This is a genomic window from Chryseobacterium sp. BGA-UO-ETr-SB22 (assembly GCF_059567885.1).
On the sequence record NZ_JCAQOV010000005.1, the window covers coordinates 1853205 to 1877971 of the forward strand.

Below are 24767 nucleotides of genomic sequence, written 5' to 3' on the forward strand. Positions count from 1 at the left end.
AGTTATGATAAAAAGTACTCGAATTAGCAGAAACAAAAGACTTTTGTTTATTTTTTCATCGTTTATTTTCTCCCAAGGTATTCAGGCACAGAATCAGCAGGGAACCGGATATCCGTATTTTGTCAACTTTACACAGGGTTTACAGCCTCAGGAAGCTTATAAAGTAGCAACCAGTGGAGTCCAGAATGATGCCACCTTTACCACAGACGGATTGCGTCTTACCCGAAGTGTGAATAATATTTCGGGAGGTATAATACTTGCTGATAAAATATTCAACAGTGACCAGGGAATTAAGTTTGAATTTGAATTTGCCATTTATGGAGGAAATACTAACGGAGGAGATGGTATTTCCATATTCTTAGTAGATGGATCTATTCCTAAAAGTCAGCTTAATCTAGGATACTTTGGGGGTGGATTAGGATATAGTTTTGTACGTGGAGGAGAGTCTACGGAAGGACTGAGAGGTGCCTATCTTGGAATAGGGCTGGATGAATTTGGAAATTTTAAAACAAGCTTTAACCAGGGTGAGAGAGTCAGAAACGGAATTTTTGGCGTAACCTTAGCTGATGGACGAAGCAATGTTTCTTTAAGAGGTAAACGTGGAAATCAATATCTGTCGTCATCTGAACCTGCGGGATACAATGGCTACCCATTACTTTACAGCACGGCTACCAATGCATCCCCTTCCAGCAACAACCGATCTGCTTATCTGGATACCCAGACAGGAAAATTTATTGGCATAAAAAACACGAATCTTCAACAGTTTAGTATTGAAAGCGGTGGAACCACTATTCCTCAGAATGAAAATGACATCAGATTCCGTAAAGCCTATGTTACATTGATTCCCAATCCTTCCGGGGGTTACAATATAACACTGGAAATACAACACGGAAATGTGAAAGAAACAGTGATCGATAATTATTATTATCCAACATCCCTGAAATATACAGAGACTACAATATCCAACAGTACAGTAAGAAACCTGGACACTTCACCTCCTGCTACTTTCAGAATTGGTTTTGCTGCTTCTACCGGAGCTGCTAAAAATATACATTTATTGAAAAATCTAGGAGTAACCAGACCTTATGCTGCGGAAGTAACGGATGATCTGTATGCAGGATGTTCAGGCATAAAATCAACATATTCTCCTTTGCTTAATGATGCGGCTTATAGCGGTCAGAATCCGCGAACGCTTTCTTATAATAATCTGGATTTTAATTCATTTCGTTTTTTAGACATCAATGGTAGTGTAATCCCGAATATTGTAAATGGCACCTATACAAGCAATGAGGGTACATGGGTATATTCTTATGCTACAGGAAGACTTTCTTTCAAGCCCGCAACCGGATTTACCGGAACTGCACAAATAAAATATGATATTAAAGGTGGAGGAAGCAATGGTACTGAAGCCCCTTACAATCTTGAAGAATACAGATCAATGCCCGCGTTGATACAGGTTAATGTTTCAAGTTCAAACAACTGCAGCAAAGCCTGTGTGATTTCTAATAAAAATGTCACTCAGAAAATAACAAGATAATTTGAAAACCAGCTCCTAAAAAGCTGGTTTTTTTTATTATTTACAGTAATGAGAATCAATATTTATCATTTTGATCAAAATACTGAATCGCATCTTCAATCGCTTTATTCACAGATTGGTAATGAAGTCCTAATTCATTTACTGATTTCTGATTAGAATAATAATTACAGATCTGCAGTGCTTTCATATTGGAAATACTGAGGTTTGTTTTTATCTTTAATTTTCTTAATCCCTCTCCTATCAATCCCAGGAAACTCAACAACCCATTTGGAATGGCTATCATGGCTGGATTTTGATGGGTAATTCTGTTTATTTTCTTGAAAAATTCCTTGTAGCTCAGATTTTCGTTGGCTAAAAGGTATTTTTCACCATTCCTACCCTTTTCAATTGCATGTAATACTCCGTTGGCTGCGTCTTCTGCGTGTACGAAGTTCTTCCCTCCTTTCGGGTAGAAAACCAGTTTCTTTTTCCAGGCCCAGAAGATAATTTTCCCGGAACTCGGTTTGCTGTCATAGGCTCCGATCATAAAAGTAGGATTTACAATAACCACTTCTGTATTTTTACGGTTCTTTAAAAGGTAGTCTTCAGCTTCCAGCTTACTTTGAGCATACATTGAATGCGTAAAAGGATAAAGCTGCGGCGATTTTTCATTTCCCCGGAACGTTGTATTTCCATACCCTAAGGTATTTGCTGTGCTTACAAACAAAAACTTTTTTACATTCATTAATTCTGCATGGGTAAACAGATTTACGGTTGTTTCATAATTCACTTTTCGATATTCATCATAATTTATGAGATTCTGCCGTGTTTCCGCGGCAATATGAATGATGCAGTCTATTTCTTTAAGCAATAACGAAAGATCGGAGGAAAGATCTGCTTCCACAAGTTTCAGATTTTCGTTCTCTTCGCCCAGCCAGCTGCTTTTCTTGCGCACCAGAGCAATAACAGAATAACCATTTTGTAATAATTTAATAATAACATTAGTTCCCAGAAGCCCTGTCGCTCCGGTTACACATACTTTTTTCATGCTTCGATCTCTCTTTTTATAGCCTGAGTCATTAAAGGAAGTTTTATCCATATGGGTAAAATTTTCATCATCAGCCAGCTGATTGGGTTCACCATAATTACGGAATCTTTTTTAAACAATTGACGAATGCAGTATGATGCTACTTTATCAGGATTTAAAAGGGTCAATCTACCTATGAAACCTTGTTTTTCAATTCTTTTGCAGACATCCGTATTGGTTTTCATAGCGCCTGGATTCACCACACTTACAAAGACATTGGTATCTTTCAGTTCTTCATGCAGGCCTCTTGAAAATGAATGGATAAAGCTTTTGGACGCAGGATATACGGTTTTAAAACCAATGGGAGAAAAGGCGGCCATACTGGAGACATTCAAAATATAGGCTTTGGGCTGTTTTAAAAGATTGGGAAGCAACTGATGGGTAATTAATGAAGTGGCCGTTACATTCACCTGTAAAATGGTATTGATATAATCCGGAGTGGCTTCTGTGAATTTTTTGGTTCCTCCCAATCCTGCATTGTTGATCAGGATATGAATATCAAAAGATCGGTTAAGCCATTCTGTAAGCTTCATAACATTGTCATTAATGGAAAGATCTGTTTCATAGTAATCAACTTTTACATCATACAACTCCTGAAGTTCCTCAGAAAACTCTTTGAGATTCTGATCCGGAAGACTTATAAGCACGAGATTGATCTTTTTCTTTGCCAGATTTTCAGCGAATGATTTGCCAAGTCCCTGGCTTGCTCCTGTGACGACAGCGTATGACTCTTTGGTATCCATAACGTTTAAATTTTATGGTACAAAGCTATTGTGAAAAGAGGGCTTGAATGTTCCGGGTTATCTGAACGAACTGATTTTCAATCAAGAAAGATTAAAAATTTAAACAATTAAAAATCAACACCTTAACTCAATAAAAAAGTAAAACTTTATAAACCGGAACTTATTTTTTGAACTCAGAAGGAGTTTGTCCTGTCACTTTTTTAAAGGTAGTATTAAAAGAGGTCTTGGAATTGAATCCTGATTCGTAGGCAATCCCCAGAATTGATAATTTACTGTCTGATTCCTTCAAGAGTTTTTGGGCATATTCTACCCGAAATTCGTTTACATATTGGAAGAAATTCTTTCCAAAGCCTGTGTTGATGACATAAGACAGATGATGGGTAGAAACGGACAGCATTTCAGCCAGCCTGATCAGGTTAAGTTCACTGTCAAGATAAGGTTTCTGCGCTTCCATAAGTCTTTCAAGTGAAGTTTTAATCTTTACCAGTTCTTCATCAGAGATCAGTTTTCTCTTTATTTCTTCTGAATCGGAATCTTCATTGATGGAAATCAGCTCTTCTCTCTGCTTTTCTTCTAAAGGATAAATTTCCCTCTGTTTCAGAGAATAATAGCCCACCCAGTAGATGACGAGTAAAAAGACCGTATTGATAAAGAAATTCAGTGATTTGGGATCGTAAAACAAATTGTAAATCACATAGATGATATTCACAATAAGAAGTACCAGAATGATATATTCCAGCCAATTGAGATTAATTCCTTCAGTATTGGAAGAAAACTGCTGTATTTTTCTTTGGTGTTTTCTGATGGTAATATAAGATAGTCCGGTATAGAACAGCGCCTGAATCAGAATCAAAATGACACTCAGATATTCAAACGGTTTCTCATATCCCAGTTTTACCAAGACAAGACAAAACAGGAAGGCTGCGGGAAGTAACAGGAATCTAATATCCCTGATTTTAAAGGTAAAAGAAGGGTTGGTATAAAACAGCACACTAAAGTAAAAAACAATAGGCGTGAAAAACTGAATACATCTGACAAAAAACAGAGAATGAACCTCAACCGCCGAGCCTGTGATAAGAAACAAAACCTCATCCAGCCAGAAGGTAGACCACAGAAACAGAAATACTCCAAACCAGAAATTGGCTTTATGATTTACCTGTAAAGGGTTGGCCAGCTTCAGCAGAGAAAGCAAAACCAATGAACCATAGATAAGTATCACGATGAAACTGTTTAACTCTGATGTGTTCATTGGTCTTGATATTTTAATTAAAAATAGTCTTTTATCCTATTCGTTTCCTTACAAAGATTTCATATCCCAGATAAATTAACGGAAGTGACATGATTCCTAAGAAAAGGATATTGCTCATGGCCAGCTGCGGATGCATAACAATAGAGTAAACGAGTCCGAAAAAAGCACCTCCAAGGTGGGCTGCATGTCCCAGATTATCCCATTGCTTAGGATTCAGCATCATATATACAGAGTATCCGAAATACAATGTTCCAAATAGCCATCCTGGCAGGAAGTTGACACTGATCTCATTCGGAGCCATGGCTATGGAAGCAAAGATGATTCCCGAAACCGCTCCTGATGCTCCGATAGCAGAATACCAGGGTTGATTTCTATAAATCTGTAAACTGAATAAATTCCCTAAAATCATTGATCCAAAATAAAGAATCAAAAATCCTATTTCACCAAAAAAGCTAATAACGACTCCTTGGAAAAAATACAGGGAAAGCATATTGAAAAACAAGTGCATAAAGTCTGCATGTAAAAATGCAGAACTGATAAGCCTTACATATTCTTTACGGTTCTTAATGGCTCCAACATTGAATTTGTATTTTTCAAATAATGCTGTATTATTGAATCCCATGTAACTAAAAATACATGTAACCGCCATGATAATTAAAACAACTATATTCATCGTATGTTTCTTATGTTATACTTAAACAGACATTTTACAGTCTATTCATTTTCGTTATTCCCATCCTCTTGAAAGAGATCTCCTATAATTCCTCCGTCTTCATCTGTGTCTCCTGTGGGTTCCGGTTCTTCATAGACTTCAGGTTCTTCTTCTACGGGCTCAGGAATGGTAATATTGATTGCTTTTACTTTAAACTTGGTAAACTGGTTTCCAATTGCCTTTATTCCTTTTATGGCAATAAATTCATCAATATTTATTGTTTCGGCATCACGTTCTTTCCCTTTATCTTTCGCGAAAACTATTTCTGCAGTCACGTCATTGGCAACGATTACATTTTCAATGAATGATTTTGGGTGTTCAGACGGCATGAAAGTCTGTACGTTGACTGTATTTTCCAATAAGAATCTTTTGATGAAGTAAATATCTTTTTCACCATCATAATAAATGCAGGTAATAGGCTGTGCAGGTCTCCATTTTTCCAGCACCAGATATTCATCGTCAAAACGGTTACCCAGATCAAAAGACACCAGCTTTACTTCACCGTTGGTATTAATTGTAAGAATTTTATCATCTCCTTTGAAGCTTCCCAGTAAAGTTCCTCTTACATCTGCATTCAGTCTTCTTACCGTATCATCAAACCAGATTTTTCTAGGCGCCAGGGTAGAAACTCCTTCTTCCTTCATATCCACTTTCTTTACAGCATATTTTGTCACCAGATTTCCTTTGGAGTCACGTCCTTTGATGGCAAGTTCGGAGAAATTGATCTCCATTTTATTCTTTCTGATCCTAGGATTTGGTTTTAAAAGGACTGTTACTGTTTCTGCTTCACCATTCGGGTTAGCTGAAAAATACAACGTTTCTGAGCCTTTTTTATCTGAAGCTAACGGATAATCTGTATTTCTTGTCACTCCGGTTACAGAGAAACGTTTCATATAATATGGTCCTTCTCTTCCCTCGCGGTAGATCATATTATACACCGTTCTTTTATCATTTTTCTTCCATATGGCAACATGCAGAATGTCTTTTCCAACAAAAGTTTTGGCCTCTACTTTTACCACTTTCATGCTTCCGTCTTTTCTGAAAATGATGATATCATCAATGTCAGAACAGTCGAAAAGATATTGGTCTTTCTTCAGGGATGTTCCAATAAAGCCTTCTTCAAAATTGGCATAGAACTTTTCATTAGCTACTGCTACTTTTGTAGCATCAATGGTATCAAAGATTCTAAGTTCTGTCTTTCTCTGTTTGTCTTTCCCGTACTTTTTCTGAATATTTAAATAATAATCAATAGCATAAGCAATAAGGTTAGCCAGGTGGTATTTTACCTGCTCTATTTTACCTTCCAGCGCTGCAATATTTTCTTTAAATTTATCTAAATCGAATCTTGAAATTCTCTTGATTCTGATCTCGGTCAGTTTTAAGATATCTTCTTCAGTTACGGCTCTTAAAAGATGTTTGGTATGCGGTTTTAATCCTGCATCAATGGTTTTTAGCACATCTTCCCAGGTTTTCACCTCTTCAATATCGTGATAGATTCTATTTTCAATAAAAATTCTTTCCAGTGAAGAGAAATGCCAGCTTTCCTGAAGTTCGTGAAGTTCAATCTCTAGTTCCTTCTTCAATAATGACACGGTATGGTCCGTATTCATTTTCAGAATATTGGAAACATTCATGAACATAGGTTTATCTCCTACGATCACACAGGCATTCGGTGAGATGGTCACCTGACAGTCTGTGAATGCATACAGGGCATCAATTGTCTTATCCGGAGAAACATCGTTATGAATATGGATCAGGATTTCTACTTTATCTGAAGTATTATCCTCAATCTTTTTAATTTTGATTTTCCCTTTCTCATTGGCTTTTAAGATAGAGTCAATAAGATCAGTAGTTGTTTTTGAGTAAGGAAGTTCGGAAATCACCAATGTGTGTTTATCCGTCTGCGTAATTTTTGCCCTAGCCCTTACTTTTCCTCCTCTGTGGCCGTCATTATACTCGGAAACATCCAGATAACCGGCTGTTAAAAAGTCCGGATACAGTTCAAATCTCTTCCCTTTCAAATAAGCTACCGATGCGTTGATAAGCTCATTGAAGTTATGTGGAAGTATTTTTGTAGAAAGTCCTACCCCAATACCTTCTACTCCCTGAGCAAGAAGCAAAGGGAATTTTACAGGCAGGTCAACAGGTTCATTATTTCTTCCGTCGTAAGATTTGGTCCACTCTGTAGTTTTAGGATTAAAGACTACTTCCAGAGCAAAAGGTGTCAGCCTTGCTTCAATATACCTTGCTGCAGCTGCGGAATCTCCTGTATAGATATTACCCCAGTTTCCCTGAGTATCTATCAGTAGTTCTTTCTGCCCTATCTGCACCATAGCATCTGTAATGGAAGCATCTCCGTGCGGGTGATATTTCATGGTATTTCCCACAACGTTCGCTACTTTATTGTAACGCCCGTCTTCCAGTTCCCGCATAGAGTGCATGATTCTTCGCTGAACGGGTTTTAAACCGTCATACACCGAAGGAATAGCTCTGTCCAAAATTACATAGGAAGCATAATCCAGAAACCAATCTTTGTACAGACCGGAAACCTTCTTTAAACTTTCACCCTCATGCGAATATTCTTCTGTCGTCATTTGTTTTTTAATCTTTTTTCTCTTTATTAGCTTTCACTACTTTGTTCAGAGAGAGTTTTAAATCATTTACTTCTCTTCTGTTCAAATATGAGATCTGATACTTCAGTATGGTAGATCCGTTATTCTTACTTGAAACAGTGATGTATAATCTTTTGATAAATAAAATCCTGACTACATCATATTTTACCAGCTTATATTTTGGAAATTCATCGTGAAGAGGCTTGTCTAAAAAAGGAATAATATTCCTGTTTTTAAAGTTCAGGGCTTCTCCATCGCTGTCATATTCAAAAATCTGCCTTCCGCAAATATAAAAGATAATCAGCATTACAATGGGAACAATAATCAGTAAATAACTTTCATCTTCCAGCGCATTAAATCTATATTTATTAGCCATAAATACAATGACTCCAAGTACCATTATCATAAGAAGGAGGGTGCTTAAAGAGTTATAAACTGATGCTTTATTACGGTTACTTAGTCTCATTTCTTTTTTTGTTGTAAGTTTCCTAATTTCTTACCTCAAAATGTGTTTTTTTATCAATATCTGTGTTGGTCCCGCAAACGGGTATAAGGTCTAATTTTCTACTTCATCCAGGATTTCTTTTTTAGCAATATCAGTATCATCTTCCACAACAAGGTTTTCAAGGATGAAAGTTTGTCTGTCCGGAGTATTTTTTCCCATGTAAAACTCCAGAAGCTGTTCAATGGTCTGATCTTTCCCTAATACTACAGGTTCCAATCTGATATCTTTACCGATAAAATGCTTGAATTCATCCGGCGAAATTTCTCCTAATCCCTTGAATCGTGTGATTTCAGGATTTTTCCCCAGATCATTTAATGCTTTTACTCTTTCGGCTTCTGAATAGCAATACCTTGTTTCTTTCTTGTTTCTCACCCTGAACAAAGGGGTCTGAAGAATATAAAGGTGTCCGTTTTTAATCAGATCCGGGAAGAATTGCAGGAAGAAAGTAATCATCAACAAACGGATGTGCATCCCATCAACATCGGCATCGGTAGCAATAATCACCTGGTTGTATCTCAGGTCTTCCAGACTTTCTTCAATATTTAAAGCCGCCTGAAGAAGGTTAAATTCTTCATTTTCATACACTACTTTCTTGGTGAGACCATAGCAGTTCAATGGTTTACCTTTCAGTGAGAATACGGCTTGTGTTTCTACATCTCTGGATTTTGTGATAGACCCTGATGCAGAATCTCCCTCGGTAATGAAGATTTGGGTATCTCCTTTTCTCTCGGCCTTCTGATCGTTATAATGCTGTCTGCAGTCACGAAGTTTTTTGTTGTGAAGAGACACTTTTTTAGCTCTTTCTCTAGCCAGTTTCTGGATTCCGGAAAGTTCTTTTCTCTCTCTCTCGGAAATCAAAATTTTTCTTTGAATGGCTTCCGCAATTTCCGGATTCTTGTGTAAGAAATTATCCAGTTTGCTTTTTAGAAAATCAATGATGAATGTTCTTACCGTAGGTCCGTTAGGTCCCATATCATTAGACCCTAACTTTGTTTTGGTCTGGGATTCGAAAACCGGTTCTTCTACATTGATTGAGATAGCAGCAATGATAGACTTTCTGATATCAGAAGCCTCAAAACTTTTATTAAAAAACTCACGAATCGTCTTTACATAAGCTTCACGGAATGCATTAAGGTGGGTTCCTCCTTGTGTGGTATTCTGTCCGTTTACGAATGAGAAGTAGGTTTCCATCTGAGATTTGTCGGTATGGGTGATGGCCACCTCAATATCTTCATCTTTCAAATGAACAATAGGATAAAGAGTCTCACTTTCCAGTTCTTCTTCAAGGAGATCTTTAAGACCATTTTCAGAGAAATAGGTTTCTCCGTTGAAAAGAATTTTCAGTCCCGGATTCAGGTATGCATAATTCCGGAGCATTCTTTCGATATACTCTTTTCTGTATTTGAAATGAAGGAAAATATCGCTATCCGGAACGAAGGAAATTTCAGTACCGTTTCTATCAGAAGTCTCCTTTTCTTCAAAGTTTTCTTTAATAAGCCCTTGGGAGAATTCTGCTGCTTTCATTTTCCCGTCACGGAAAGAACGTACTCTGAAATACTCAGAGAGTGCATTTACCGCTTTGGTACCTACCCCATTCAATCCTACAGATTTTTTGAACGCCTTACTGTCGTACTTACCTCCGGTATTCATTTTGGAAACAGCGTCTACTACTTTTCCCAACGGGATTCCACGTCCAAAGTCACGAACTGTAACTTTTCCGTCATCCACTTTTATTTCGATTCTTTTACCTGATCTCATCCTGAACTCATCAATGGAGTTATCCAGGATTTCTTTAAGCAGAATATAAATACCGTCATCAGCGGAAGACCCGTCACCAAGCTTCCCGATGTACATGCCGGGACGCAGACGGATATGTTCCTGCCAATCGAGGGTTCTGATATTATCTTCTGAATAGGTTGGATTTATTTCTTGTGACATATATGATTTCAGCAAACATACAAAAGTACAAAATTGTATAAAATTATCCGAATTTTTTAGTTTGTTTTTTTTAATATTTCCCTAAAAACATTGCTATATTATCAATCAAATTATATAATTTTCACAATTATTCTACTAAATGTGAAAAAAGTAATAACCTCTTGCATATTTTCATTCATTATACTTGCTGTTTCATTATGTAATGCTCAAATTCCTGGAATGGTACATTATAGTGAAGCAGACGGTCTCAACAGCTCATATACCTATGGACTCAGCCAGGATGAAGACGGATTTATTTATGTAGGAAGTGACAATGGTTTTTTCAGGTTTGACGGAACAGAATTCAAACAATTCGGAAGTAAAAACGGATTAAAAAACATTGAGATTCTGAATAGCTTCTCAATTCCCGGCAATGGAATGTTTATTATTTCTTTCCTTAATGATTTCGCCTATCTGAAGAAAGGTAAAATCATTAATTCAGACCGCAATCCAGAATTAAAAAAAATAAAATTTAATTATACTACTCTCAGTCACATCAACGGAAATACACTCTATCTGTATGAGGGTGACAATCCCCAAAATATATTGGTTTACAAAAACGAAAAAATCACGACAATACCTCTTTTTCTCAATCAGAATACTTCGGATTCTTATTTTGCTTTCGACTTGAATATGGCCAACGGACTTCTTTACATTTCTGATAAAGATAAAAAGAAGAATATAGAAGTCTACAATATTTTCACCCGAAAAAAAACAGTCTGCAATATTTCGATCGAAAAAAATGCGATGGTAACAAGGAAAGGTGATTTTTTTATTGTAAAAAACGGGAGAACAATTGATGTATACAAAGTCAATCATCAGTTCCATTTTAAAAAAATTGCGTCCTATACAGCTTCCGAAAACATACACCGTCTGGCCTTTGATAAAAACTCCCGGATCTGGGCCTGTCTTGAAAATGGGGGCGTTCTTTATTTCAAGAATTCTTTCATGGAAGAAAAAGGCCTATCAGACTATGTTAGATTGATGGACGGCTACATTATCCATGATGTATTCGCTGATATGGACAACAATCTTTGGTTTTCTACCAGAAACAACGGTCTTTTTTTTATTTCGGACCTGTTTTTCAGAAATTACATTCATTTTCCTGTTAAGAACAATTCATCCCATATTACTGCTATTACTAAAAACGGAAACCGAATCTATCTCGGCTATAATAAAGGAAAAGGCGGTATCTATCATAACGGCGTCATCACTGATATTCATTTGGGTGGAAATTCACAAATGGAAAATAAAGCCGTTTTTTCTGATGGAAATACTATTATTTTCGGGCTTTCCAGAAATCCTCTCCTGTATAATACCATGACAGGAGAAAAGCAAATTCTACAAGGAAAGGTTATTAAAAATATGGTACCTTATACTTCAGGATCTGTACTTTTCTGTACTTTAGAAGGTCTTATTGCCTATAATTATCATACAAAATCCTACAAACAGCTGATGATGGGTGACCGGATTTATACAGCATTACCTTATACTAAAGACAGCATCTTTGCCGGAACATTTAAAGACCTTTATAAGCTGAATACTGCCACACAAAAGAAAAAGCCGTTCCTGGAAGGGTATTATTTTACAGATATTAAAAAACTTAGTGATAATCTTTATGCGGGTGCAACCAATCTTAACGGAATCATCTTGTTTAATAATTCCAGGGTAATCAAAAAAATTACGGAAAGCGATGGTCTTCCAACAAGACAGATCAAAAAAATAGAAATAGAGAATGAAAAAGTTTTCTGGGTGAGTACCAATTATGGTCTTAGCAGAATTGAATTTAAAGATAAAAAATTAAAAATCAATAATTTCACCCATATAGATGGTCTTCCCTCAAATGTTGTCGCTGGATGTGTTATTTCCGGAGATACCGTTTATACAGCCACATCAAAAGGACTGGGTATTCTTTCTGTTAAAAACCTGCTGAGCCAGCAGGAATCTATTCATAAAAAAGTAATCATTAATTCTGTAAAGATCGGGAATAAACATTTTTTTGATCTTGACATACCGTTAACGGGTAAGACTCCGGACAACAGTTTAACCTTCAATGTAAGTTTTCCGGATTTTGCTTCACAGGGAAAAATAAACTATCAATATAAAGTTGAGGGACTAAGTGAAGACTGGCAAACCGGCAGTTCCCCGAATATTACTTTCAATTCTATTCCACCCGGAGATTATACTTTTAAAATTTTTGGGTTAGGATACAATGGAAGAAAGTCGGATGCTTCTACCAATCTGCATTTTGAGATCAAACCTGCATTCTGGCAAACATGGTGGTTTAAACTGCTTCTTGTATTCATTGGAGCAGCTGCATTATCTATGCTCATCACATTTTATCTTCAGAAAAAGAGAAACAAAAAGCTGGAGACTTTATATTATGAAAAGAAAATTGCAGAGCTGGAACTTCAGGCCATTAAAGCGCAGATTAACCCTCATTTTATTTATAACTGTCTCAATTCTATTCATTTTTTACTGTATAAAAAAGATTATAATGAAGCGGAGAACTATCTTGATACCTTTTCTGTAATGATCCGGAAAACGCTTCATTACTCAGAAAAAACTTTTATGCCCATCAAAGAAGAAGCAGAATATTTATCCTTATACCTGAATATGGAAAAACTGCGTCTGAAAGATCTTTTTGATTATAAAATCACTATTACTGAAAATGTAAATGACAGCTGGGCCGTTCCTTCTCTTCTCATTCAGCCTTTTGTAGAGAATGCCATAAAACACGGTATAGCAAATCTTCAGGATAGAAAAGGAAATATAGAAGTGTTGTTTCAACATACCGGAACCGCTCTCTGTGTGACTATTGAAGACAACGGTACAGGCATTGGAAAAAAGAGCCATTCCAAAGCAGATTCTTTTGGCGTAAAACTATCTGAAAAGAGAATTGAAACATTCAGGCAGCTTTTTGAGACTAATATCCTATTAGAAATAACCGATCTTCAGGAGAAAGAAAAAAGACCGGGAACCCAAATCACACTTTATATTACACCTTATGAAAACCAAAATACAGGCATGCATCATTGATGACGAACAGGATGGAAGAGATTATATTTCCCTGCTGCTGGAGAATGAATTTCCAGAAATAGAGAACACCCACCAGGCAGCCAGCGTTGAGGAAGCCTATATTTACCTTTCCAAAAACTCACCCGACATTCTTTTTCTGGACGTTCAGCTGAAAGATGGAACTGCATTTGATCTTCTGTCAAAATTCAGAGAAGTTGATTCAAAGATTATTTTTATTACCGCTTTTGAAAATTTTGCAATTCAGGCCATTAAAAACGGAGCTGCCGATTATCTTTTGAAGCCAATCAAAAAAATGGAATTCATTATTGCGGTGAATAAAGTTCTGGAAAGCATCAGGAAAACTAAAAATACGACAAGTCTTCAGAACAATAAGATAAGCCTTCCGACACTGCAGGGTTTTAAACTCACAGACATCAACGAAATCATTCGCTGTGAAGCAGATTCCAGCTATACCACATTTTATTTCACAGATAAGACCAAGATTATTGTTTCCAAAACGCTTCATGAATTTGAGGAACAGCTTTCAAAATACAGTTTTTTCAGAATCCATCATAAGCATCTTATCAACCTGTCTCATCTTAAAGAATACATCAAAGGGAAAGGCGGCCAGGTAGTAATGGCTGATCATTCTGTACTGGATGTTTCTGTCCGCAAAAAAAATGATTTCCTTCACAGGATAGGATATCTGGATTAAAAAACCAAACACATGTTTAAAATCATTTTTATCCACAAATTCATCCTTAAACCTATCTCAGCCTAATTTTTATTTTTATAAGTTTAATCTGTCTTAAATATTTCATTAAATTCGATCAACAAAACTGTTTTTATGATACAACTTCCTTTATCAAAACTTTCCAATGTAGGAACTACTATTTTCAGTCAAATGACTCAACTTGCCAACGAAAATGAGGCGATCAATCTTTCTCAGGGATTTCCGGATTTTATGCCTGATCCTGAATTATTGAATCATGTGGATCACTTTATTAAAAAAGGCTTTAACCAATATGCCCCACTGGGAGGAATGATTGGTCTGAAGGAAGAAATTGCCCGAAAAATTGAGAACAGTCATCACGCAATCTATCATCCCGACTCTGAAATAACAGTTACAGCAGGCGGAACTCAGGCTATATTCACAGCTATTGCTTCTTTTATCAAAAAAGAGGATGAAGTGATTATTTTTGAACCGGCTTATGATTGTTATGAACCTACTGTAGAGCTTTTCGGAGGTATTGTAAAACGTTTTGAAATGAAAGCTCCGGATTATGAAATCGACTGGACAGCTGTAAAAAATCTTGTCAGCGACAAAACCAGAATGATTATTCTGAATAATCCCAACAACCCGTCCGGAAAAATCCTGACAGAAAATGATATACAAGAGCTTATTCAGCTGGTAAAAGGAACTTCCATTCTTATTTTAAGTGATGAAGTGTATGAAAATATTGTTTTTGACGGAAAGCAGCATTTAAGCATCTGTAAATATCCGGAATTGAAAGAAAGAAGTCTTCTTGTTGCTTCTTTCGGAAAACTTTTTCATGTTACCGGCTGGAAAGTAGGCTATTGTGCTGCTCCAAAAATTTTAACGGATGAATTCAGAAAAGTGCATCAATTCAACGTTTTCTGTGTGAATACTCCTATTCAGCTTGCGCTGGCAGAATACATGAAAAATGATGAACATTATACTCATTTGAATCAATTTTTCCAGGAAAAAAGAGATTTTCTGAGAAAGGGTCTTTCAGGAACGTCTTTTGAACTGCTGGATTGTGAGGGAACTTATTTTCAGGCGGTAAAGTATGATAAGATTTCGGATAAAAGCGATTTTGATTTTGCATCTGAACTTACAATCAATCATAAGGTGGCGAGTGTTCCTTTTTCTTCGTTTTATAAAAATAAGCTGAATGAAAATGTGATCAGGCTATGTTTTGCAAAAAAACAAGAAACATTAGAGAGAGCTCTTGAAAATTTATCAAGGATATCGTAATAATTTTTTGTAGTTTTGTAGGAAAGGCTAAGCCACGAAGATTTTTTCTCCATTGTCATTGCGAGCAAAGCAAAGTAATCTCATCAGAAGTTGTGAATTTAATATTGGAAAACGCGAAGACGCAAAGGAACTTTATAAGCAAACGCTTTAAGGCGCAAAGATTTTATCTCCGATAAAATTGTATTTCTCTAAAAATGATGCGGATATTTCAACGGACCTTTTGTCATTCTGAGCGTAGTGAAGAATCTATGTTTTCAAACTATAATATATTGTATATCCCGCAGATTTTTAAATATAACTCTGTGTGATCTATTGATTTTTATAATACTTATTTTAAATAATAATTATTATCATTGATTTTCATATATTTATAAAATAACTAATCCATTAAATATCAAAATCATGAAAAAGAGAATCTTCTCACAAGGAAAAAAATTAAACAAAAAAGAATTAAGTACAATCAATGGAGGTTTGGGCAATGTAAGATGTACCAATTCTTCAGGATATTGCATATACACAGGGCCTGGATGCAAAGAGCTTAAATGCCAGCTGCCAGAACCTCTTGAAGCTGTTGAATAATAAATAAGCCTAAAGAAACCGAAAAAAATAACTGGGCCGGCTCATTTTGAGCCGGCCCAGTTATTTTAATGATGATCCATCAAAATGTTATAAAAACATTCCTCCTGAAACTTCAATTCTCTGTCCGTTTATCCATCGTGCATCTTCTGTACAAAGGAATGCTACCACACCACCGATATCATCGGGAAGTCCTACTCTTCCCAAGGCTGTAGCACCCGCTACTGCAGCGTTGATCTCTTCATTATCTCTCACTCTTCCTCCTCCAAAGTCTGTTTCAATAGCTCCCGGAGCCACAACATTAGCCTTGATTTTTCTTGATCCTAATTCTTTGGCCATATATTTTGTGAGCATCTCTACTCCAGCTTTTATGGATCCATAAACAGAAGATCCTGGTGTTGCAAATCTTGCCAGTCCTGAAGATATGTTGATAATACCTCCTCCATCATTGATGAATGGCAAAAACTTTTGAGTCAGGAAAAACACTCCTTTGAAATGGATGTCTACTACATCATCCAGCTGTTCTTCCGTCACTTCTGTAATGGGTGAGTATAAAGCTGTTCCTGCATTATTGATCAGATAATCAATATGAGTATTTCCTGTATTTTCCTGTAAGTGGTCCGTAACGTCTTTTACAAAGGCATCAAAGCTTTTAATGTCTTTTGTATCCAGTTGAAAAGCAGCGGCATTCCTTCCCATTGCTTTTATTTCGTCCACAATAGCTTCAGCTTCTTCTTTATTGCTTCTGTAAGTAATGATGACGTCTAATCCTTTTTGAGCAATTTTCAGTGCTGAGTTCTTTCCCAATCCACGGCTTCCTCCGGTTACCAATGCGATATTTGTTTTTGTGTTCATTTTATTTTGATTATTTTGATGGTACAAAGTTGGGATATTTTCAGACTGAAGTGTTTGCTTGAATCAATCTGAAATTTGCAAAATTCAAATCAGGAACGAAATTCTAACGGGGTAAAGGAAGTTTTCCTTTTAAAGAAATTAGAAAAATGGGCTATTTCTTCGAAACCCAGGGCATAGGATATCTCTGAAACATTCCATCTGGTCTGCTTTAAGAGTATTTTCGCCTCCTGAATGATACGGTCAGCAATAAATTCCGTAGTCGTTTTTCCGGTGCTTTCTTTTAATCTTTTATTTAAATAATTGACATGAACTGCCAATCTCTCTGCATAATCTTTCGCAGTTTTCAGCTGTAGTCTCTGATCCCAGGACTCTATAGGAAATTGTCTTTCCAACAGCTCTATAAATAGAGAAACCACTCTCATAGAAGCATCATTTGATGCGGATATTTTGGTGGCTGGCTGTAATTTCTGCCCATAATGAATGAGTTCAAGAACATAATTTCTGATCAGATCATATTTAAAAACATAATCCGAATCTATCTCTTTTTTTATTTTTTTAAAAAGGCTTTCAATCTCTTCCGCAAGATCGTCATCAATCTCAAAGACAGGCACTCCTCCGGGCTTAAAAATAGGAAGATCTTCAAGATTGTAATAAGATTTATCTTTAATAAAAAAGTCTTCTGTAAATACACAGAAACTCCCCGACTGGTCAGGATCTTCAGGCACCCAATGATAAGGAACTTTTGGAGTAGCAAATAATAAGGCGTTCTGTTTTATTGAGATTACTTTATCCGCGTATTCTGCCCTGTTTTTTCCTCTTATAAAACTTATCTTATAGTATTTTCTTCTGTTATAAGGCATTTCGGAAGTAGCCTTTGCTCTTTCAAGCGTTTGGGCAATATCGAAAACATTAAAGTGTCCAATATCTTTATGCAGTCCTTTGGGAAAAATACTTTCGAGATCTTTACCTAATTTGGCGGCCATCTCTCTGTAAAAATCTTCCAGTGAAGTGTGTGCTACTTTTTCCATGACAGATGATTTGTAAAATTCAAATATACAAACTTATCAAATAGTCTGGTTTGAATATATTACAAATTGCTCGCCAGAATTCCGAACTCTTTTTTAAAAGCAAATGAAAAGTGCGACAGATCCTCAAATCCGAGATCAATATAAATATCAGATGGTCTCTGTTTTTTTTCTTCAATAAGAAATCTCGCTTCCTGCAACCGCCTTTTGATTAACCAACGGTTGGGTGTTTCATTAAATATGTTTTTAAAATCTCTTTTAAAAGCAGATAAGCTCCGTCCTGTAAGGAATGCAAAACGCTCCAGATTGACATTAAACTTATAATTTTTCTGCATAAATTCTTCAAGATCTAATCGTCCCGGAACACCGAAATCAAAAAGCGTATCTGATAATTCAGGATGCAGCTGTAGGAGAATAAGTAACAACTCTTCTCTTTTTAAGTCTGAAAATGCATTGTTTATCTGTCCGGATTCTGTATAATAAGGCTCTAATGAAAGCAAAAAACTATTGATCAACGGATCTTTTTTTATCGAAATAAAAGCTTCTTTTGACTGATGATTCTGAAAGGAAACGCTGTGCTTTTTATGGAAATCTATTAAAAACTTTTCATCAAAAATAAAAATTACTTTTTCAAATTCATTATTGTCTTTCTGCTTGTTATAGCGGGCCAGGCGGTTTTTACGTACAATACAGCTGTCACCAGGTTTAAGAACGTAATGTCTGTTACCATCATAGCCGTTCATGGTTCCTTTCACCAAAAATAAAAAGAAATGTTCAGCTATAAATTGTTCCGGTGAAACTGCAGGCCCCACAAAACAGGATTTTATCTCAGTTATTTTCATTGTACATTATTTTATATTTTTCCACCATTCTTTAAATTGCTGTGTACCGTCATTTAATTTTACTTTCTCGCCAATCATGGGAGTGGCAAGACGATAAGATTTTGTTTGTGACAGTTTTGAAATACGTTCTAAGGGTTCATTCCACGGATGCCTTGCTAAGGTAAATTTGGAATGGTGAACAGGAAGCATATTTTTGGCTTTTAATTCTGCCGCAGCCAACGCCACTTCTTCAGGTAATTCATGCACAGACTGCCAGGCTTTATTGTATTGTCCGCATTCCATGATCGCCCAGTCGATAGCAGGATATTTTTCAGCTATTTTTTTAAAACGGCCACTGTAACCACCATCTCCGCTATAGTAAACATTCATTGCAGATGACTGAATGAAAAATGACAACCATAGGGATTGTGAACTTTTAAAACCTCTTCCTCCATCATGATGCGTACTTTCAGCAAAGATGGTAAAACCGGGCTTTACCTGTACTTTTTCGCCCCAGTCTTTTTCGATAATCTGCTGTTTTGTATAGCCCCATCTTTCATAATGGGCTCCTGCTCCCAGACCGCAAACAACATGTTTTACTCTGAATTGAAGTGCTTTTACCGTTTCATAATCCAAATGATCGTAATGATCATGGGAAAGCAGCATATAATCAATCTCTGGTATATCATCTGCCGTATAAATATCGCTTCCTTTGTACGCTTTTACTCCCCAGGGCAATGGTGATGCTTTGCCGCTGAAAATAGGGTCTACTAAAATTTTAACTCCATCCAGCTGCAAAAAGAAAGAGGAATGCCCAAACCATACGATTACATTTTCGTCTATAGGGATTGATTTCAGGTCTGTTTTTATGGAAGGTAAAACATCAGTGGGTTCTGTATGAGGATATTCTTTGGTCAAAGATCTCCATATTTCGCCTAACATGCTGTATCCTTCAGTAATCGTCGGCTTTTCTTCCAGATTTCTGAATCTTCCATTTTTATAATGGATTGATTTTTTGACCTGTTCTAATCTTTTTCCTTCGGGTAATGCCCCAAATTGTGGCTTGCCCATATAAAACCAGATTATAAAAACCGTCATCAGTATGAGACATAGTAAGGCAATTAATATTCTTTTCAACAGTTTTAAAAATGTTTTCATCGTGCTGATATTTTAATATCTTTTACTTCCAGAACAGATTGAGGATATCCTTTGAAAACACAGTGAATCATAGCTAACCCCACTTCTTCCATTTTACAGATCCAGTTGGGAACCGCCAAGTACCATAATGGTGAAAGTACATCAAAAATACGGTAAATAAAACGGACATTTTTCTGTCCTTTTACAGGGCTCATGAATCCTGGTCGGAAGTTATATACAGCTTTAAAAGGAAGTTTAAGCAAAGCATTTTCTATTCTCCCTTTTACTCTTGCCCACATTACTTTGCCCTGCTCTGTACTGTCGGTTCGGTTTCCGGAGACATAGATAAATGTCATCCCGGAAGTAATTTGAGACAAAGCTTCTGCAAACGGAACTACAAAATCATAGGTCTTTTTGGTAAATGTTTCTTCTGTTTCGCCAACAGAACTTGACCCTGCACAAAAAAAACATGCATCAAATCCTTTAATTTCAGCAGCATGACTTTTTATCTCTGAAAAGTCTTTTACAATCAATTCTTTCAACTTATTATGCTTATGAGTGACCGGTTTTCTGCTGATGCTTAAAACTTCTGTAACTTCCGGATTTTGCAAACAAACCAGCAAAACACCTTCACCTACTAATCCTGTTGCTCCTGTAATAATAACTTTCATTTTAAATCTGATTGAATTTGATTAAACTTTCCGCTGCTGCTAATATTGCTTCTTCAGCATTTCTTGGCTTCCATCCTAATAAACGTTTTGCCTTTTCATTGCTTGCTCTTTTTACCAGTCCTAAGTGAGGAACAATCATTTTTAATTTCGGATTAAAAACAGCCAATACTCTGATCATCCAACTAGGTAATTCTTTGGTAGGAGCTTTGTCTGCCGCTTTCCCTAAATTCCTTCTAAGAACAGCAGCTACCTCCAACATAGAAAGAGCTTCTCCTGCTACGGCAATAAAACGCTGGCCATTGGCTTCAGGCATACTTAATGCTTTTAGATGAAGGTCAGCAACGTCTCTAACGTCTACAAAACCGGTAATGAGTTTTGGGCATCCCTTCATTTCTCCATTGAGCATTTGCTTTATTATCTGAATAGAATGGGCGTAATCACTTGATAAAACAGGTCCCATCACAGTTGTTGGATTCACTACAGAAAGTTCCATACCATTGCCTTCACTTTGAATAAAATCCCATGCTGCTCTTTCTGAAATGGTTTTAGAACGCTGATAAGGTGCTACAGTATCATTTATTACCGTCCAGTCTTCTTCGGTATATGGCGTTTTCTTCGATGTACCATAGCTTATAGCACCGAAAGCTGAAGTGAGAACAACTCTTTTTACTCCTGCTTTTTTGGCTGCTCTCAGTACAAACAGCACTCCGTTTTTAGCAGGAATCACAAAATCGTCTTCTGTCTTTGCATCGGTATGGGGGGTTGGAGAAGCGGTATGAATAACATATTGACAGCCTTCAACTGCTTTTTCCCAACTTGTTTCGTTTTCTAAATCTGCCTCTGCAAAAGATAAATCGTCAAAGGAGTTGATTCCTCCTTCCTGCAGCATTTTTTTTACCAATCCTGACTTGGTAAGTGAGCGAAGTGTAGCTCTTACTTTATACCCGTTATTAAGAAGGGCAATCATACAATAACAGGCTATGAAACCTGATCCTCCGGTAACTAAAACAGTTTCTTTATTTTCCATTTTCTGAAGTATTAATAGGGCAAATTTCCAAAATATAAAACCATATTAATGTATTGAAAAGTCCATTCTTATTGTGTTGAAAAGTTCACATATTTATTAATTCAATTTAAATCTAATAATCAATATTATTACACATTATTCAAATAATTCTTTATTTTTTTCTAAACACAGTGATATACTTCATTTATTTTTCTTACATTCGTCAAAACTAACCCATTAAAAATCAAATCAATGAAAAGTCAAATCAATCAAAGCGGAAAAAAATTAAACAGAAAAGAATTAATTACAATTAAAGGAGGTCTTATCAACTGTATCGAACCAGTTTTATGTCCTAACCCTCCTTGTGAGCCTTCTTCAGATCCATACGGTTGTACTATTATTTCTCCAAAATGTGCGCAAAAAGAATGCAGACCACAGCTATAGTATTTAAAATTATATCATAAATAAAATACTATGAAAAAACTAGATCTAAACAAAGGCAAAAGGCTTAACAAAAAAGAACTAATGTCTATTCAAGGGGGAATGCTAAACTGTATGGAACCTATTCTATGTACTGAATTTCCTTGTGAAACCTACCCACCCGGAGACATCAGAAACTGTACTACCATTTCTGTAGGTTGTGCACAAAAAATCTGCCGACCACAACCTTAAGATTTTTATAAAATACTTCACTAAACCCAAAATTAAGCATTATGAAAAATCAAAATTTAACCAACGGAAAAAAATTGAATAAAAAGCAATTAAGAGTCATTACCGGCGGAAAAGAAATGTGTCTTCTACCGGATCTTACTTGTAAGAAGTATTCACTTGCCTGCGCAGAATTACAATGTCAGCCAATCATTGAGATTGAATAATATCAATACAATGCCTTTCTTCATATGAAGAAGGGCTTTTTTAAACTACAAAAAAGAACTAATACCTGATTTAATTAATGACCATGAAAAAACAAACGTTAGAGAACGGAAAAAAACTAAGTAAGAAAGAATTGAAAACAGTAGCTGGAGGAAAAAAAATATGTATGTACAATGGTATATGCACTCAGGTCGGCCTTACGTGCATGGAGCTCCAGTGTCAGAGTGCAGAGCTAAAATGTACAGATATGGTTGGCAACTGTATTAGTATCTCTTTGTATTGTATAGAGCCAAAATGTCGATTTGAAATAGGTATTCCGCTTTAAGGATAAAATAACAGAACTGCTCTCTGCTTTAGTGAGCAGTTTTTTATTGAACTGTATATGAATGCAAAAAACGCTCCCAAATACATGGAAACGTTTTTTATTATAAACGAACTTTAATATTTTCTTATACATTGAATCTGAAGTGCATGATGTCTCCATCCTGTACTACATATTCTTTACCTTCTACAGAAAGTTTTCCGGCTTCTTTGATTTTTACTTCAGATCCGTAGTGGATATAATCGTTATACTTGATTACTTCTGCACGGATAAATCCTTTTTCGAAATCTGTGTGGATTACTCCAGCAGCCTGTGGAGCTGTCCATCCCTGTCCGATAGTCCATGCTCTTACTTCTTTCACTCCAGCAGTAAAATAGGTCTGTAGTTTTAAAAGATCGTAAGCTTTTCTGATCAAACGGTTAACTCCCGGCTCTGTAAGACCTAATTCTTCAAGGAAGATCTCTCTTTCTTCAAAAGTTTCAAGCTCATTGATGTCGGCTTCTATCTGTGCTGCTAATACAACTACTTCTGCACCTTCATTCTTAGCCATTTCTTCAATCTTACCAATCCAGTCATTTCCGTTTTTGATAGAATTTTCATCTACATTACAAACGTAAAGTACAGGCTTATTGGTTAGCAACTGAACTTCTCCGATAATTGACTTTGCAAAATCATCAGCAGCAAATTCTCTTGCATTTTTACCATCTTCAAGGAATTTTTGTAAATTCTGAAGTGTTTCAAAAATAAGAATATCTTCTTTTTTTCCTGATTTGATGAATTTCTTAGCTTTTTCAACTGCTTTCCCTACTGTTTCAAGGTCTTTCAGCTGCAGCTCGATATCAATAATTTCTTTATCTCTTAAAGGATCTACAGAACCTTCAACGTGGATGATATTTCCGTTATCAAAACATCTTAAAACGTGAATAATTGCTTCACACTCACGGATATTAGCCAAGAACTGGTTCCCCAATCCTTCTCCTTTGCTGGCTCCTTTTACAAGACCTGCAATATCAACAATCTCAACTACAGCGGGTAAAACTCTCTCAGGATTTACGATTTTCTCCAGTTCAAACAATCTCTGATCTGGTACAGAAACCGTTCCTAAGTTCGGTTCAATAGTACAGAAAGGATAGTTTGCTGATTGAGCTTTTGCATTACTCAAACAGTTAAAAAGAGTTGATTTACCTACATTCGGCAGGCCTACGATTCCACATTTCATATTGTAAAATTCAAAGTTTAAGGTTTAGGGGCAACCCAAGGTTTCTCCAACTTTAAATATTGAACTCTGAACCTTGAATTACGAGTGTGCAAAGATAGTGATTTTTGAGAGAGTTTCATAATAAAAAAATCTGTCAATATTCTGACAGATTTAAAAAAGGTTCATATTCACCGGTTGTTCTATGGATTGTCTCCTGTGGCATTCTGAGCCAGCGGTACATCATTCGGCGCTTCCTGTAAAGTTTTATCTAAAGTAAATAAAGATTCGTCAGTAGCTCTGTCGCCACCCGCAATTTTCAATTTATCAATTAAGTTTTGAGCTAATGTTTCTTCTTCAATCTGTTCCTGTACAAACCACTGCATGAAATTCCATGTGGCCCAGTCTTTTTCTTCCATGGAAAGATCTACAATTCTGTAAATAGCAGTTGTATTGTCAACTTCATGCTTAAAAACGCCATCAAAACAGGCTGTAAGATTTTCCGGATCTGCCGGAGGAGCTGGAATAGCGTCTACTTTTGGTTTCCCGCCTCTGTTTAAAATGTATTCCATGAATTTGATTGAGTGATTTCTTTCTTCCTGGGCGTGGCGGTAAAGAAAGTTGGCAATTCCCTGATAGCCTTTGTCATCGGCCCAAATTCCGTAAGATAAAAAAATGTGTGATGCATGAATCTCCTTATTCATTTGGTCACTAAGTGCTTTTTCCATGTTGGTGGAAAGTCTGTTAGTATTCATAATGTTATATTTTGGTGATTATGGGATGAATCATGCAAAAATGATTCCGATGCAATTTATATTGTCAACTTTATTATTTATTTTAATTTGTTATTTAATTGAAAATCATTATT

General features: G+C 36.2%; 23 protein-coding genes. 8 read left to right on the plus strand and 15 right to left on the minus strand.

Annotation, left to right across the window (positions count from 1 at the left end; translation table 11 throughout):
* Positions 1 to 4: 4 nt before the first annotated feature.
* Positions 5 to 1537 (plus strand): L-type lectin family protein, encoded by a 1533-nt coding sequence (locus AC57AW_RS15805; RefSeq protein WP_496352645.1) that lies wholly within the window; start codon positions 5 to 7, stop codon positions 1535 to 1537.
* Positions 1538 to 1592: 55 nt separating this feature from the next.
* On the opposite strand, the gene AC57AW_RS15810 is transcribed toward AC57AW_RS15805, so the two are convergent.
* The 7 genes from AC57AW_RS15810 to AC57AW_RS15840 all read right to left on the minus strand — a co-directional run bounded on the left by AC57AW_RS15810 (position 1593) and on the right by AC57AW_RS15840 (position 10362).
* Complete coding sequence (locus AC57AW_RS15810; RefSeq protein WP_496352646.1) at positions 1593 to 2564, minus strand: NAD-dependent epimerase/dehydratase family protein; 972 nt, start codon at positions 2562 to 2564, stop codon at positions 1593 to 1595.
* A complete protein-coding gene (locus AC57AW_RS15815; protein ID WP_496352647.1) occupies positions 2561 to 3346 on the minus strand; it encodes an SDR family NAD(P)-dependent oxidoreductase in 786 nt (261 codons plus the stop codon). The genes AC57AW_RS15810 and AC57AW_RS15815 overlap by 4 nt, the downstream gene beginning before the upstream one ends.
* 160 nt (positions 3347 to 3506) lie before the next feature.
* Positions 3507 to 4595, minus strand: coding sequence for a helix-turn-helix domain-containing protein (locus AC57AW_RS15820; protein WP_496352648.1), 1089 nt, complete (start codon positions 4593 to 4595; stop codon positions 3507 to 3509).
* Between the two features lie 31 nt (positions 4596 to 4626).
* Positions 4627 to 5268 (minus strand): rhomboid family intramembrane serine protease, encoded by a 642-nt coding sequence (locus AC57AW_RS15825; RefSeq protein ID WP_496352649.1) that lies wholly within the window; start codon positions 5266 to 5268, stop codon positions 4627 to 4629.
* Between the two features lie 41 nt (positions 5269 to 5309).
* The gene (locus AC57AW_RS15830; RefSeq protein ID WP_496352650.1) at positions 5310 to 7901 is read right to left on the minus strand and encodes a DNA gyrase/topoisomerase IV subunit A; all 2592 of its coding nucleotides are present in this window, start codon (positions 7899 to 7901) and stop codon (positions 5310 to 5312) included.
* A 7-nt stretch (positions 7902 to 7908) separates the two neighbouring features.
* Complete coding sequence (locus AC57AW_RS15835; RefSeq protein ID WP_318845455.1) at positions 7909 to 8385, minus strand: hypothetical protein; 477 nt, start codon at positions 8383 to 8385, stop codon at positions 7909 to 7911.
* A 90-nt stretch (positions 8386 to 8475) separates the two neighbouring features.
* Positions 8476 to 10362, minus strand: coding sequence for a DNA topoisomerase IV subunit B (locus AC57AW_RS15840; RefSeq protein WP_318845454.1), 1887 nt, complete (start codon positions 10360 to 10362; stop codon positions 8476 to 8478).
* Between the two features lie 219 nt (positions 10363 to 10581).
* Between AC57AW_RS15840 and AC57AW_RS15845 the strand changes: the two genes are divergently transcribed.
* The 4 genes from AC57AW_RS15845 to AC57AW_RS15860 all read left to right on the plus strand — a co-directional run bounded on the left by AC57AW_RS15845 (position 10582) and on the right by AC57AW_RS15860 (position 15997).
* Positions 10582 to 13440 (plus strand): sensor histidine kinase, encoded by a 2859-nt coding sequence (locus tag AC57AW_RS15845; protein ID WP_496352651.1) that lies wholly within the window; start codon positions 10582 to 10584, stop codon positions 13438 to 13440.
* Entirely contained in the window at positions 13409 to 14134 is a 726-nt protein-coding gene (locus AC57AW_RS15850; protein WP_496352652.1) for a LytR/AlgR family response regulator transcription factor, read from the plus strand. Before AC57AW_RS15845 ends, AC57AW_RS15850 begins: the two co-directional genes overlap by 32 nt.
* Before the next feature lie 132 nt (positions 14135 to 14266).
* Positions 14267 to 15418 carry a methionine aminotransferase gene (locus AC57AW_RS15855; protein WP_496352653.1) on the plus strand — a complete coding sequence of 384 codons (1152 nt, stop codon included), beginning with the start codon at positions 14267 to 14269 and terminating at the stop codon, positions 15416 to 15418.
* 402 nt (positions 15419 to 15820) lie between these two features.
* Complete coding sequence (locus AC57AW_RS15860; protein WP_318845448.1) at positions 15821 to 15997, plus strand: bacteriocin; 177 nt, start codon at positions 15821 to 15823, stop codon at positions 15995 to 15997.
* A gap of 87 nt (positions 15998 to 16084) precedes the next feature.
* Here AC57AW_RS15860 and AC57AW_RS15865 read toward each other — a convergent pair whose 3' ends face one another.
* From AC57AW_RS15865 to AC57AW_RS15890, 6 genes are all read right to left on the minus strand, one after another.
* Positions 16085 to 16849: an SDR family NAD(P)-dependent oxidoreductase gene (locus AC57AW_RS15865; protein WP_496352654.1), complete on the minus strand. Its 765-nt coding sequence runs from the start codon at positions 16847 to 16849 to the stop codon at positions 16085 to 16087.
* Positions 16850 to 16938: 89 nt separating this feature from the next.
* Positions 16939 to 17877, minus strand: a complete 939-nt coding sequence (locus AC57AW_RS15870; RefSeq protein ID WP_496352655.1) for a helix-turn-helix domain-containing protein — start codon at positions 17875 to 17877, stop codon at positions 16939 to 16941.
* A gap of 59 nt (positions 17878 to 17936) precedes the next feature.
* A complete protein-coding gene (locus AC57AW_RS15875; RefSeq protein WP_318845445.1) occupies positions 17937 to 18716 on the minus strand; it encodes a helix-turn-helix domain-containing protein in 780 nt (259 codons plus the stop codon).
* 6 nt (positions 18717 to 18722) lie between these two features.
* The gene (locus AC57AW_RS15880) at positions 18723 to 19853 is read right to left on the minus strand and encodes an MBL fold metallo-hydrolase (RefSeq protein ID WP_496352656.1); all 1131 of its coding nucleotides are present in this window, start codon (positions 19851 to 19853) and stop codon (positions 18723 to 18725) included.
* On the minus strand, positions 19850 to 20503 hold the full coding sequence (locus AC57AW_RS15885; RefSeq protein ID WP_496352657.1) for an NAD-dependent epimerase/dehydratase family protein: 654 nt from the start codon (positions 20501 to 20503) through the stop codon (positions 19850 to 19852). The genes AC57AW_RS15880 and AC57AW_RS15885 overlap by 4 nt, the downstream gene beginning before the upstream one ends.
* A 1-nt stretch (position 20504) precedes the next feature.
* Positions 20505 to 21530 carry an SDR family oxidoreductase gene (locus AC57AW_RS15890; RefSeq protein WP_496352658.1) on the minus strand — a complete coding sequence of 342 codons (1026 nt, stop codon included), beginning with the start codon at positions 21528 to 21530 and terminating at the stop codon, positions 20505 to 20507.
* A 231-nt stretch (positions 21531 to 21761) separates the two neighbouring features.
* Here AC57AW_RS15890 and AC57AW_RS15895 point away from each other — a divergent pair, with 231 nt between their 5' ends.
* The 3 genes from AC57AW_RS15895 to AC57AW_RS15905 are packed head-to-tail and all read left to right on the plus strand — an operon-like array spanning position 21762 to position 22384.
* Positions 21762 to 21953, plus strand: coding sequence for a hypothetical protein (locus AC57AW_RS15895; RefSeq protein WP_318845441.1), 192 nt, complete (start codon positions 21762 to 21764; stop codon positions 21951 to 21953).
* A gap of 30 nt (positions 21954 to 21983) precedes the next feature.
* Entirely contained in the window at positions 21984 to 22181 is a 198-nt protein-coding gene (locus tag AC57AW_RS15900) for a hypothetical protein (protein ID WP_496352659.1), read from the plus strand.
* Positions 22182 to 22222: 41 nt separating this feature from the next.
* Positions 22223 to 22384, plus strand: a complete 162-nt coding sequence (locus tag AC57AW_RS15905) for a hypothetical protein (protein ID WP_223600919.1) — start codon at positions 22223 to 22225, stop codon at positions 22382 to 22384.
* 447 nt (positions 22385 to 22831) lie between these two features.
* Here the strand turns inward: AC57AW_RS15905 and ychF are convergent, their stop codons facing one another.
* Both ychF and AC57AW_RS15915 read right to left on the minus strand, forming a co-directional pair.
* A complete protein-coding gene (gene ychF / locus AC57AW_RS15910; RefSeq protein ID WP_496352660.1) occupies positions 22832 to 23923 on the minus strand; it encodes a redox-regulated ATPase YchF in 1092 nt (363 codons plus the stop codon).
* 179 nt (positions 23924 to 24102) lie between these two features.
* A complete protein-coding gene (locus AC57AW_RS15915; protein WP_496352661.1) occupies positions 24103 to 24654 on the minus strand; it encodes a ferritin in 552 nt (183 codons plus the stop codon).
* Between the last annotated feature and the right edge of the window lie 113 nt (positions 24655 to 24767).